Annotated in this window: 11 protein-coding genes and 1 tRNA gene; 5 read left to right on the top strand and 7 right to left on the bottom strand. The window is 71.9% G+C overall.

From position 1 onward, the window contains the following. The first annotated feature begins 344 nt into the window (after nt 1-344). Nucleotides 345-1,520, top strand: coding sequence for an MFS transporter (locus AC3WSN_RS07100; RefSeq protein WP_492536915.1), 1,176 nt, complete (start codon nt 345-347; stop codon nt 1,518-1,520). On the opposite strand, the gene cobD is transcribed toward AC3WSN_RS07100, so the two are convergent. Continuing rightward, nucleotides 1,513-2,547, bottom strand: coding sequence for a threonine-phosphate decarboxylase CobD (cobD, locus tag AC3WSN_RS07095; protein ID WP_492536913.1), 1,035 nt, complete (start codon nt 2,545-2,547; stop codon nt 1,513-1,515). The two genes, AC3WSN_RS07100 and cobD, sit on opposite strands and share 8 nt — an antisense overlap. On the opposite strand from cobD, the gene cbiB reads away from it, so the two are divergent. Both cbiB and AC3WSN_RS07085 read left to right on the top strand, forming a co-directional pair. Next, nucleotides 2,539-3,549: an adenosylcobinamide-phosphate synthase CbiB gene (gene cbiB / locus AC3WSN_RS07090; protein ID WP_492536911.1), complete on the top strand. Its 1,011-nt coding sequence runs from the start codon at nt 2,539-2,541 to the stop codon at nt 3,547-3,549. The genes cobD and cbiB overlap by 9 nt on opposite strands. A 179-nt stretch (nt 3,550-3,728) precedes the next feature. Next, on the top strand, nt 3,729-4,643 hold the full coding sequence (locus AC3WSN_RS07085; protein ID WP_192709405.1) for an NAD(P)-dependent oxidoreductase: 915 nt from the start codon (nt 3,729-3,731) through the stop codon (nt 4,641-4,643). A gap of 7 nt (nt 4,644-4,650) precedes the next feature. Here AC3WSN_RS07085 and AC3WSN_RS07080 read toward each other — a convergent pair whose 3' ends face one another. The 5 genes from AC3WSN_RS07080 to cobU form a co-directional block, all read right to left on the bottom strand. After that, nucleotides 4,651-4,827 (bottom strand): hypothetical protein, encoded by a 177-nt coding sequence (locus tag AC3WSN_RS07080; RefSeq protein WP_192709404.1) that lies wholly within the window; start codon nt 4,825-4,827, stop codon nt 4,651-4,653. Between the two features lie 101 nt (nt 4,828-4,928). After that, the gene (locus AC3WSN_RS07075) at nt 4,929-6,275 is read right to left on the bottom strand and encodes an MFS transporter (RefSeq protein WP_492536908.1); all 1,347 of its coding nucleotides are present in this window, start codon (nt 6,273-6,275) and stop codon (nt 4,929-4,931) included. A 78-nt stretch (nt 6,276-6,353) separates the two neighbouring features. Beyond that, nucleotides 6,354-7,796 (bottom strand): cobyric acid synthase, encoded by a 1,443-nt coding sequence (locus AC3WSN_RS07070; RefSeq protein WP_492536906.1) that lies wholly within the window; start codon nt 7,794-7,796, stop codon nt 6,354-6,356. Between the two features lie 23 nt (nt 7,797-7,819). Further along, nucleotides 7,820-8,422 carry a cob(I)yrinic acid a,c-diamide adenosyltransferase gene (cobO, locus tag AC3WSN_RS07065; protein WP_492536904.1) on the bottom strand — a complete coding sequence of 201 codons (603 nt, stop codon included), beginning with the start codon at nt 8,420-8,422 and terminating at the stop codon, nt 7,820-7,822. After that, nucleotides 8,419-8,952, bottom strand: a complete 534-nt coding sequence (gene cobU / locus AC3WSN_RS07060) for a bifunctional adenosylcobinamide kinase/adenosylcobinamide-phosphate guanylyltransferase (RefSeq protein ID WP_492536902.1) — start codon at nt 8,950-8,952, stop codon at nt 8,419-8,421. The genes cobO and cobU overlap by 4 nt, the downstream gene beginning before the upstream one ends. Nucleotides 8,953-9,079: 127 nt before the next feature. On the opposite strand from cobU, the gene AC3WSN_RS07055 reads away from it, so the two are divergent. After that, nucleotides 9,080-9,155, top strand: a tRNA-Glu gene (locus tag AC3WSN_RS07055). 561 nt (nt 9,156-9,716) lie between these two features. On the opposite strand, the gene AC3WSN_RS07050 is transcribed toward AC3WSN_RS07055, so the two are convergent. Then, the gene (locus AC3WSN_RS07050) at nt 9,717-11,165 is read right to left on the bottom strand and encodes a DUF1254 domain-containing protein (protein WP_492536900.1); all 1,449 of its coding nucleotides are present in this window, start codon (nt 11,163-11,165) and stop codon (nt 9,717-9,719) included. A 608-nt stretch (nt 11,166-11,773) separates the two neighbouring features. Between AC3WSN_RS07050 and AC3WSN_RS07045 the strand changes: the two genes are divergently transcribed. Continuing rightward, the gene (locus AC3WSN_RS07045) at nt 11,774-12,121 is read left to right on the top strand and encodes a hypothetical protein (RefSeq protein WP_492536898.1); all 348 of its coding nucleotides are present in this window, start codon (nt 11,774-11,776) and stop codon (nt 12,119-12,121) included. Nucleotides 12,122-12,247 lie beyond the last annotated feature (126 nt).

The raw sequence follows: 12,247 nt of genomic DNA, 5'->3' as shown, positions 1-12,247 counted from the left end.
GCTGCAGCGGTCCCGGATCCGTCCGCACGGAACGAAACCGCCCTCTCGCTCGTCATCCGGTGCGGAACCTGGATCGGCTCGACGCCCTGGACGTGACCTGCGGCGGCCGCTCGCATGCGGACGGCGTCAGCCGCGTCGATGGCATATGGTGCGGTGCCGGCCCGGGTGAAGGGCCTGCGGCGCGATGGAGCGTGCCGGCAGGGATGCGCCGCCGCGGCTTGCCGGGCGGCGCGCTCTGCCCGTATCGCTCGCGCCCTGCCCCATTCTCCCTGCCAGCTTCTTCCGGACACGGACCCAACCATGGCCTACCCGCGGCGGCGCGCCTGCCTGTTCCCGATCCAGCCGTGACGACGTTCCTCGACGCGAAGGCCCGGCTCGGCCTGACGCTGATCGCCGGCGGCGCCGTCGCCAACATCTACTACAACCAGCCGCTGCTCGGCCTGATCGTGGCCGAGTTCGGCGACCGCGCCGCCCTGTGGGTGCCCACCACGGCGCTGGTCGGCTACGGCCTCGGCATTGTCGGGCTCGTGCCGCTCGGCGACGCGCTGCCGCGCCGCGCCCTGATCGTGTGGCAGTGCCTCGGCCTCGCGGTGGCGCTGCTGGCCGTGGGCCTCGCCCCGAACCTCGCGAGCCTCGCGCTGGCGCACCTCGTGGTCGGCGTGCTGGCCAGCGCGGCCCAGCAGGCGGTGCCGTTCGCGGCCGAGCTCGCCCCGGACGCGAGCCGCGGCCGGGTCGTCGGCCAGGTGATGACCGGGCTGCTCACCGGCATCCTGCTCGCCCGGACGGCGAGCGGCTTCCTGGGCGCGCATCTCGGCTGGCGGCCGGTCTTCCTCGTCGCCTCTCTGCTGGCGCTCGCCATGGCGGGCATCGCGCGGGCGACCCTGCCGCACACGGTCCAGACGCACCCGCTGCGCTACCGCGCCCTGATGCTGTCGATCCTCCATCTCGCCCGTACCCAGCCGGTCCTGCGCACCGCGAGCCTGTCGCAGGCGCTGCTGTTCGCCGCCTTCAACGCCTTCTGGGCAACGCTGGCGCTGCTGGTGGAGGGGCCGCCCTTCGGGCTCTCCGCCGCCGGGGCGGGGCTGTTCGGGGTGATCGGCGTCTGCGGCGCCTTCGTGGCGCCGATCTCGGGCCGCTTCACCGACCGGCGGGGGGCGAAGCCCGTGGTGCTCGGCGGCAGCCTGCTGGTCGCCCTCTCCTTCCTGGTGCTCTGGGCCGGGGGCACGTGGTCGCTGATCGCGGTGGCGCTCGGCGTGCTGCTCATCGATATCGGCATGAACGGCGCGCTCATCGCCAACCAGACCCGGGCCTACGCGCTGGTCCCCGGCGCGCGGGGGCGCATCAACACCGTCCTGTTCACCACCCTGTTCGTGTTCGGGGCGCTCGGCGCCTATGCCGGCTCGCAGGCTTTCCTGCTGTTCGGCTGGGCGGGGGTCTGCACGGTCGGCCTCGCCTTCTCGGCGCTGGCCGTGATCGTGGCGGCGCGCGACCCGCACCCGCCGGGCGTGCGGTCTACCTGAGCACCCGCGACAGCCGGCACCAGGCCCCCTTCCCGACCGGCAGGCCGAACCGGAGGCGCTCCGGGCGCTCGGCGAAGCGCCGCACCGCGATCCCGGACGCCGCGAGTCGCCGGAAAAGGTCCGGCCCGTCGGGGAAGTCGGCGGTCCGGAACAGGCTCGTGCCGCCGACGATCCGGCCGCCGGCCCGGGCGATCATCCGGTCGAGGCGCGCCGCGTCCGCCGCGCGGTCCCGGGCGGCCTGCGCGCGCCACGCCGCGTCCGAGAGGGCCGCGCGTCCGATCGCCAGGGCGGGACCCGACACCGCCCAGGGGCCCAGCGCCGCGGCGATCCGGACCGCCGTGGCGGGATCGGCGATCGCGAAGCCGAGGCGCAGGCCGGCGAGCCCGTAGGTCTTGCCGAAGGAGCGCAGCACCACGAGACCCGGCGCCACGTCCGGTGCGGAGACGTGCGGGCACAGGCTCTCCACCGGCTCCAGGTCCGCGAAGGCCTCGTCGGCGACCAGCAGGCCGCCGCGGGCACGCAGCGTACCGGCCAGGGCGCGGCGCTCGGCGCCCGAAAAGGTTCGCCCGTCCGGGTTGTTGGGATCGACGATCACCGCCACCTGGGCGTCCCGGAGCCCCGCGACGGCCGCGACCTCGTCCACGGCGTGGCCGGCCCGCGCCCAGGCGGCGGCGTGCTCGGCATAGGTCGGGCCGAGCACCGCGACCCGGCTCGGCGCCAGGAGCCGGGGCAGGGTCTCGATCAGGATCTGCGTGCCGGGGGCGGGCACGACATGGGCCGCGTCCGGCGCGCCGTAGGCCGCGGCGGCCACCTCTCGGAGCGCCCAAACCTCCGCGGCCTCGGGCAGCCGCGTCCAGGCGCTGGCCTCCACCGGCGGCACACGATACGGGACCGGGTTGATCCCCGTCGACAGGTCCAGCCAGGGCTCCGGCGCGTCGGGATAGGCCATTCGCAGCCCGCCGAGATCGCCGCCATGCGCGATCGGGGCGACCTCACGCGCGGGAACGCTCCACACCGAATGGTCCATCTGCCCGGTACGTTCGCCGATACGCTCGCCGTCCTCGCCATCGCCCTCGGGATCGAGGCGGCGGCCGGCTATCCCGACGCGCTCTACAGGGCGGCCGGTCACCCTGTCACCTGGATCGGCCGGCTGATCGCCGCCCTGGAGCGCGGTCTCAACCGCGGCTCCGAACGCCGCCGCCGGATCGCCGGCTGCGTCGCGCTGGCCCTCCTGCTCGCCGTGGTGGGCGCGCTGGCCGGGGCGTTCACCGCACTTGCCGGCCTCTTGGTCGGCACCCTGATCGGCCCCCTCCCCGCCGTGCTCCTCCTCGGCTTGATCTGCGCGAGCCTGCCGGCGCAGCGCAGCCTGCACCAGCACGTCGCCGCCGTGGAGCAGGCCCTGCGGAACGGCGGCCTCGAGGCCGGGCGCCGAGCCGTGGCGATGATCGTCGGGCGCGACCCCGAGCGCCTCGACGCGCCGGCCGTGTGCCGCGCCGCCATCGAGAGCCTGGCGGAGAATTTCTCCGACGGGATCGTGGCGCCGGCCTTCTGGATCGGCTGTCTCGGGCTGCCCGGGGGCGCCCTCTACAAGGCGATCAACACCGCCGACAGCATGATCGGCCACCGCACCCCGCGCTACGCCGCCTTCGGCTGGGCGGCGGCCCGGCTCGACGACGGCGTGAACCTGCCGGCCGCGCGGCTCGCCGGCCTGCTGATCGCCGGGGCGGCGGCCCTGCGCGGCGCCGACGCCCGGGGCGCGCTCCGGGCGATGGTGCGCGATGCGCGCCATCACCGCTCGCCCAATGCCGGTTGGCCGGAAGCCGCCATGGCCGGGGCGCTGGGCCTGCGGCTCGCGGGGCCGCGGGTCTACGACGGCACCCTCGTCCCCGACGCCCATATGGGCGACGGCCGCGCCGAGGCCGCGGCCGACGACATCGCCCGGGCGCTGGCGCTCTACCGGACGGCCTGCTGGCTCCAGGGCGGCCTCGTGCTGGCGCTCCTCGCGCTGTGCCTGACCCTGGCGGGCTGAGCCACACCGCCATTGCGAGCGAAGCGAAGCAATCCAGCTGCGCCACGCTGACGGAAAGCCCGCTGCCCTGGCTTGCTTCGCGCCGCTCGCAAAGACGGTGACATTCCCCGATCGGGCCTTGGCACGGCCCGCGCACCGGACGCATCGTGGCCGGACGGGGCTGGATGAGGGAGACGCCGATGCGCGCTGTGTTCGTGGATGCCAGCGAGACCCTGGCGGCGGTGGCCCGGCGGCTGCTGCGGCCGGACGATCCGCCCTTCGCGATCCACGCGGATCCCGGCATCACGCCGCAGGACCTGCCCGCGATCCTGGACGGGGCGGAGATCGCGGTGATCGACCACACCGCCCTCCCCGGCGACGTGGCCCGGGCCTGCGCGGGCCTGAAGCACGTGGTGTTCCTCGGCACCGGCGCGCGCAGCTACATGGACCCGGAGGCGCTCGCGGCCGAGCGCGGCATCGCGGTCCACACCATCAAGGGCTACGGCGACACGGCGGTCGCCGAATGCGCCTTCGCGCTGATGTGGGCCGCCGCCCGGGGCCTGCCCGAGATGGACCGGGCGATGCGCGCCGGATCCTGGCTGCGCACGGAGGGCATCCAGCTCACCGGCAAGACCGTCGGCCTCGTCGGGTTCGGCGGGATCGCCGCCGAGATGGCGCGGCTGTGCCGCGGCATCGGCATGCGGGTGCTCGCCTGGAACCGCACCCCGCGAACGCATCCGGGTGTCGACTTCGTCGCGCTCGAGCACCTGCTCGCCGAGAGCGACGTGGTGTCGCTCCACCTGCTCCTGACCGACGAGACCCGCGGCTTCCTGTCGGCCGCGCGGATCGCCGCGATGAAACCCGGCGCGATGCTGGTCAACACCGCCCGCGGGGCGGTGCTCGACGAGGCCGCCCTGGTCGAGGCCCTGCGCGGCGGCCGCGTGGCGCGGGCCGGGCTCGACGTGTTCACGGTCGAGCCGCTGCCGGCCGATCACCCGCTGGCGGCCCTGCCCAACGTCACCCTGTCGGCGCACTCGGCGTTCCGCACGCCCGAGGCCAGCGACAACCTGATCGGCGCCGCCCTCGACCATTGCCGACGGATCGCCGCCGGTTGACGCGTCCTCAGTGCTCGGTACCCGGCATATTCGGGCGCGGGGTGTCGCCGTGATGGTGGATCACGCTGGAGCGTTCGGGGCTGCCCTTCGCGTCGGCGACCTGCTTGCGCGCCGCGGCGGCCAGGAACCAGACGGCGCCGAGCGTGCCGAAGGCGAGAATCAGAAGCGGGAATCCCTGGCTCATCGCGGTGCCTTCCTCAGCAGAGCCCCGCAGCCTCGCGGGTCCGCATTATTGTGCCGGAAACTCCGGCGTGAGGAAGGATAACGCGCGAAGCCGTCCCGTGTTCAGGCAGGCCGCGCGCCCGTCGGAACCGCCCGCCGTGCCGCGTCCCGGCGCAGGGCCGAGAGCACCACGAACATCAGGCCGGCGCCTACGGCCAGGCAGGCCGACAGGAACAGCATGGGCACGAGATTGCTCTGCGTCTGGTCGCGGATGAACGGTACGGCGTTCTGCGCGACGAAGCCGCCGAGATTGCCCACCGAGTTGATCGCCGCGATCCCGGCGGCCGCCGAGGCGCCGCGCAGGAAGGTCCCGGGCATCGACCAGAAGACCGGCTGGGCCGCGAAGGTCCCGGCCGCAGCCACGCACAGGCAGGCGAACTTCACCGCGTTGCCCGGCAGGACGACGCTGAGCGCGAGCCCGGCCGCCCCGACCAGAGCCGGCCCGACCACGTGCCAGGTCAGCGCGTTGCCCTCCGCGCCCGTGCGGGCGGCGTGACGCGGAACCCACCACAGGGCGAAGGCCGTGGCCATCCAGGGAATGATGTTGAGGAAGCCGTTCGTCAGGTTCGAGACGCCGAAGCCCTTGACCACGGTCGGCAGCCAGTAGCCGAGGCCGTAGGCGGCCAGAGGCAGCGAGACGTAGACCCCGGCGAGCATCAGCACCCGCCGGTCGAGGAGCGCCGCGAACGGGTTGCCGTGGTCGACATGGCCGCCATCCTCGCGCTCGGTGCGCAGCGTGCGGGCGAGCCAGTCGCGCTGGGCCTGCGACAGCCAGGGCGCGGTCTCGGGCCCGTCGGGCAGGACGACCAGCACCACCGCGGCCATGAGGATCGCCGGCGCACCGGTGGCCAGGAACACCCATTGCCAGCCCTGGAGGCCGAGGAGCCCGTCGAGGCCGAGCAGCGCGCCGCCGACCGCCGCGCCGACCGCGTTGGCGACCGCGCTGGCGATCATGAACCAGCCGATCATCCGCGCCCGGTGTGCTTGCGGGAACCACAGGGTCAGGGCGAACAGCACGCCGGGGAAGAAGCCGGCCTCCGCGGCGCCGAGCAGGAAGCGCAGCACGTAGAACATCGCCGTGCCCTGGGTGAAGCCGAGGAGCACCGTGACGATCCCCCAGGTGATCATGATCCGCGCGAACCAGATCCGCGCGCCGACCCGCTCCAGGAAGACGTTGGCCGGCACCTCGAACAGGAAGTAGCCGAGGAAGAACAGCGAGGCTCCGAGCCCGTAGGCGGTCTCGCTGAGGCCGAGGCTGCCAACCATCTCCAGCTTGGCGTAGGAGACGTTCTGCCGGTCGATATAGGCGATCAGGTAGAGCAGGCCGAGCAGCGGCATCAGCCGCAGCGTCACGGTCCGGACGGTGCTCGCGGCGAGATCTTCCCCGACGGGGGATGGCGTGGGCGGCATGGGGCGTTCCTCTGGGCGCGTGCGGCCCTTCGCGGCGGGACCGGCATTACACAGAGTAATCCCTGGCTCAGGCCGCGCCTACCGGGCAAGCGCCAGGAGGCGGTCGCAGTCGACATGGGCCGCGATGTGTCGCGCGAGGCCGTCCAGCGCCGCCTCGACCCCAGCCTCGTAGCCGGCGCCGTCCGAGGCCGACCCGAGGCGCGCGAGCCACGCCGCCCGCTGGGAATCGTCGGCGAACAGGCCGTGCACGTAGGTCCCGGCCACGCGCCCGTCCGCCGAGACCGCCCCGTCCAGGCGCCCGTCGGCGAAGCGCAGCAGCGGCCGGGCCGCGTCGGGCCCTTCGGTCGCGCCGATATGCATCTCGTAGCCCGAGAACGGCACGGCATCGGGCAGGCTCGTGCCGGTGACCGCGGCGAGGCGCTTCAAGGGGGTCATCACAGTCTCGACGTCGAGGAGCCCGAGGCCCGGCACCGTGCGCGGCGCGCCCTCGATCCCGTGCGGATCCGCGAGCGTGCGCCCGAGCATCTGGTAGCCGCCGCACAGGCCGAGCACCCGGCCGCCCCGCCGGACATGGGCGCGCAGGTCCATGTCCCAGCCCTCTTGGCGAAAAGCCTCCAGGTCGTCGATCGTGGTCTTCGAGCCCGGCAGCAGCACGAGGGCGGCCTCGGCAGGGATCGGCGTGCCGGGCCGGACCAGGACCACGGAGATGCCGGGCTCGGCCCGAAGCGGGTCGAGGTCGTCGAAATTGGCGATGCGTGGCAGCACCGGCACCGCAACCGTGACGGAGCCGGGCCCGCGCGCGTCCGAGCCCGCCAGGCCCAGCACGTCCTCGGCTGGCAGGCGCGCCGCGTCAGGAAAATGCGGCACGAGGCCGAGGGCCGCCCAGCCGGTCTTCTCGGCGATCAGCCGCATGCCGTCGGCGAACAGGCTCGGATCGCCGCGGAACCGGTTGACGAGGAAGCCGGCGATCATCGCGGCATCGCCGGGATCGATCACCGCCTTCGTGCCGACGAGGCTCGCGATCACCCCGCCCCGGTCGATGTCGCCGACCAGCACCACCGGCGTGTCGGTGGCCCGGGCGAAGCCCATATTGGCGATGTCGCCCGCGCGCAGGTTGACCTCGGAGGCCGAGCCCGCGCCCTCGACGAGGACCAGATCGGCCTCGTCCGCGAGCCGCGCGAAGCTGTCCAGGACGGCGCTCATCAGGCGGGGCTTCCAGGCTTGGTAGTCGCGCGCCTTCACGGTGGCGACCATCCGGCCCTGCACCACCACCTGGGAGCCGACCTCGCTCTGCGGCTTCAGCAGGACCGGGTTCATGTGCACGGAGGGCGACACCCGGGCGGCCCGGGCCTGGAGCGCCTGCGCCCGGCCGATCTCGCCGCCGTCGGCGGTGACGGCGGCGTTGTTCGACATGTTCTGCGGCTTGAACGGCCGGACCCTCAGGCCCCGCTCGGTGAAGGCGCGCGCCAGCCCCGCCACGATCAGCGACTTGCCGACATCGGAGCCGGTACCCTGGATCATCAGGGCCTTCGCGCGCGGCGGGCTCAGAACTCGATTCCTTCCTGCGCCTTCACCCCGGCGGCGAAATGGTGCTTGACGCTGCCCATCTCGGTGACGAGGTCGGCGGCCTCGATCAGGGCCGGCTTGGCGTTGCGGCCGGTGACGACCACGTGGAGGTCCGTCCGGCGGCGCGTCAGCGCGGCCAGCACCGCGTCGAGGTCGAGATAGTCGTAGCGCAGCGCGATGTTCAGCTCGTCGAGGACGAGCAGGCGGATCGCGGGATCGGCCATCAGGCCTTCGGCGACGTCCCAGGCATGGCGGCAGGCGGCGATGTCCCGGGCCTTGTCCTGGGTCTCCCAGGTGAAGCCCTCCCCGAGGGTATGCCACACGACCCGGTCGCCGAAGGTCGCCACGGCGTGGCGCTCGCCGGTATCCCAGCCGCCCTTGATGAATTGAACCATGCCGACCCGCCAGCCGCGGCCGAGCGCCCGCAGCATCAGCCCCAGAGCCGCCGTGCTCTTGCCCTTGCCGGGGCCGGTATGGACCATGAGCAGGCCCTTCTCGAGGGTCTTGCCCGCCACCTCGGCGTCCTGAACGGCCTTGCGCTTCTCCATCTTCTCGCGGTGGCGGGCGGCATCGTCGCTCATGGGGAGACTCCTGCGTCAGGGGCTCGATCGGAGGCCTGCGGCTTCACGACCAGCGGCAGACCGGCCACGGTGAGCACGACCCGGTCGGCCTGCGCGGCGAGGTGCTGGTGGAGGCGGCCGGCGGCGTCGCGGAAGCGCCGGGCGAGGGCGTTGTCGGGGACGATTCCGAGCCCGACCTCGTTGCCGACCAGCACCAGTGGACCCCGCACGGCGGCGCAGGCGGCGCGCAGCCGCGCCGTCGCGTCCGCCACGTCGGCCTCCGCCAGGATCAGATTGGTGAGCCAGAGCGTGAGGCAATCGACCAGAACCGGCCCTTCGGACGCGGCGACCGCCTCCGGGAGCGCGAGCGGCACGTCGCGGGTGCGCCAGGCCCCGGCGCGCCGGGCGCGGTGCTGAGCGATGCGGTCGATCATCTCGTCATCGAAGGCCTGCGCGGTGGCGAGATACAGCCACGGGCCGGGGCAGGCTTCGATCAGCCCCTCCGCGTAGGCGCTCTTGCCGGACCGCGCCCCGCCGAGGACGAGGGTCATGCGAGGGGTGGGCTGTGGCATATTTCTCCATCGCCGCAACCCGGCGCGCGGTCAAACCTGGTTTCTGCCGCGCATGAGCGGTTGCCGGCCGCGCCCGCTCCGACTATAGAACGCCGGCCCAACCAGTGCGCCCTTCGTCTAGCGGTCCAGGACGTCGCCCTTTCACGGCGAAAACACGGGTTCGATTCCCGTAGGGCGCGCCAGTAAAATCAGGAACTGAGCTCGATTTTGCTGGCGCGGCGGCCTCAGTTCTGTCGCTGCCTGACCCTTCTGGCGGAGCACGCGTTGCGCCTCCAATCTCGGAAGGGACGTTGCTGAGCGACACGCAATGAGCCGTTCTGGAGCCTCTGGTTGAAGCAGGCCGGCCGAAGCGCCGGGGCAGGCCCATGACCCAACGCGCTGACCTAGCTCGATCGCCTGCCGGGCGTGCTCCAAGGGGGCGCGGTGGATCGGGGCTATTCCAGCCATCGCTTCCGGCAGCAGGTTCGAGAGGCCGGGGCACAGCCCGAGGCGTGGCGGGCCATTGCCGCGCGCGACGAGAAAGCCGCCGCCCGCTGCAGCGGTATCCCCTGCCTCGCCGCTGCCCTCGATCACCTCACGTGACGACAGGCCCTGGTCCCGCGGGCCTGCCTTCCTAGCGGAAGCGGACCTTCGCCCGACTGGGCGCTGGGGCGCCGCGCCGCCCAGGCCCGCGCCTGGGGCCGTGGCCGTCGCGGCGAGGGGTGAGACCTGTCGACGGCCCCGGACGATCCGAGCCGGCCAGCTCAGAGCGTGGCGCTGGAGCTGCGGGTGACCGGCGGCGGTGCCCAGGAGCCGTTCAGCAGGGCGTCCTTCGGCCAGTAGGTGCGCAGCATCAGGATGAAGGGCCCCTTCGGCGCTGGCAGCCAGTTGGATTCGCGTTGGGCGCCCGGGCTCTCGGCCTGGATGAGAAGGTCGACCGAGCCGTCCGGATTCGCCTTGAGATCGTCGCGCGGGCTGACCGAGTAGCGGTTGATCGGGTTCTCGACGAAGAAATAGTCCGCGTCGTACATCGTCAGCGACCAGAACCCGTTGACGGGCGGCAATTCGCCAGCGGGGAAGCGCATCACGTACGTGGAGGCGCCGGTCAGCCGCCGGCCCGCGGCATCGACCGTGGCCAGCGGGTAGACCGCGTCCTGCGGCAGGTTGCAGCCGAGTCCCACCGCAGTGACAAGGGCGCGCTGCAGGTAATCCTTGCCGTAATCGCCGCCCTCGGTCGTGAAGGTCCAGCCGTTCACGTGGCTGCCCGTCGCCCTCAGGTGGCCCATGATCCGAGGAATGGCCTCCTTCGGTGCCCGCTCGAGCGCCTCGCGGATCGCGGGCGGTTGGCCTGACGGATCGAAGGGCTGGCCCGGCACGATGCCGAGCGAGGCCATCTTGGCGACCGGAACCCCGTCGGCGAGCGCCGGCGGGTTGTCCTTCATCAGAGTAGCCAGCAGGTTGAAGTAGGTCGCCGCGTCCATGCGGTTGACCTGCTCGCGCACGGCCGTCTTCGTATCGACGCTCGGATCGACCCGGCCTGCCGGCGGGGTGTACGGCTTGCCGGCCGCGCTCGCCGGGATGAGCCGGTACTGGTCCTGAAGCGCGTGCACGCCCCTGTAATCCTCGGGCGTGCCCGTGCAGTAGGTCCGGCCGAGGATCCAGATCAGGTTGGTCGGCGCCTGGATCAGCTTGGCGCCGGAGGGCACGCTGCCGCTCCAGCCTGGTCCGGCGATGAAGTAGGTCTGCGGCCCGGTTCCGGTCGTACGCCTGCCCGGCACGGCGAAGACGTTCGTCCAGGCGCTCAGCATCGGCATGAGGTAGTAGCGACCGTCCTCCTCCGGGATGCTGAGAAGGTGCGGTTCCGTCCCGAGATCGACGAAGGCGCTGGAGTAGAGCGTGTCGGCATTGGGTGCGGTCACAGCCCGGAACTTCGCGTCCGGATACGCGCGCATATTGGCGAACTGGCCCATCGGGGCGCCCTTGCCCTCCGGCGCGGCCACGTTGGTGAGCACGCGCCTCGTCATCTCCATCGTGACGAGCGGATAGCCGTAGATGTAGGCGTCCACCGCCATCGCGAGGGGATCCGCGACCGCGTGGGGGCCGATGAGCGGTGCGTCCTGTGCCGTGCTCTGCGCCCGGGCTACGGGCAGTCCCGAGCCGGCAAAGGGGAGCGTTGCAGCGCCTGCGGCGAAGATCCGTCTGGTGACATCCATGACCGTCTCCCGGGACTTGCCCGCTCAGGCAGGCGGCTTCAGGGGAAAATCCCCATCCCCTCTGACCCGTGTCGAATGTTGCGCGCCCGCGCCGGACCAACGTCGCCCACCGTCGGCACGACGCGGATACATTTCGGGCGCCACACCGGATCGCAGCGCGCGGCAGCATACCGAGGCTGAGCAAGGCAGCTTGATCGAATGGGACCGCGGCCCGGTTTCGGCCCGGACGTGCAGAGGAGGTCTGACGTTCCGAGAGGGCGGGCCTGTGTGGAAGGCTCCTGACGACCGCTTGCAACGCCCGCCTCACTGGTTTGCCAACCGTCCACGGTGGACGCGGCCGGCCCGCTTCTGGCCTAGGCAGTCCCGGGGCTGTCGATGAGCTCTCGAGGGACGCCACCTGCGCGCCTTTTCGACTAACGTCTTGGCGCGCCGATCGCATTCTGGATCAACTTACGAGAGGGCGCCATTTATCAACCGCTAACGCCGCGCACTTTAAATTCTGTCGCCGGTCAACAGGGTGCCGAACTTTCACGCTCTGGATATTTGTCGCGCAGTATAGGCTGTCCGTCCCAAGGTTTCGCCTTGGCATCATCGACGGGAGAGTCTCTGTGGCGTTCGCATATGTATCGGGCGGTCTCTTGATGCTCGGCGCGCTGACGGGCGTAGCCGATGGAGCCTTCGCGGCTTGCAATGTCCAGCTCCATATTGCGAATACATGTCTCGGGAATTTCAAGTCAGCCACGGGGCGCGGCGGCGATCTTCTGAAAACGACGGAAGAACGTATCAGCGCTGATGTGACCATCGGGACGTGTTCATCCCGTGAACGGGCCGAAATTGCCCGCGCCTCGTGGGATGCCGGGGAGAAAGCGCTTCAGCTCTCCAAGAGCGGTCAAGTTAAATCGACTGGTGAAGCCCAGAATGTTTGCCTGACGTCTGCTCGCAGCTACCCCAACTAGAACGTTTTCATCCATCGCCGGGGGCTGGCACGACGTTTCCGGGTCCAGGTTCGGGATGCGAGCCGAGATCGTGCCGCCAATCCCACGGGCCGCTCATGGTCCTCGGGTCCGTCTCCACCGAGCCGG

This window comes from Methylobacterium sp. FW102-HT35C08 (genome assembly GCF_058790235.1).
The sequence above is the reverse complement of the archived record's forward strand: the minus strand, read 5'-3'. Positions and strand labels throughout refer to the sequence as shown.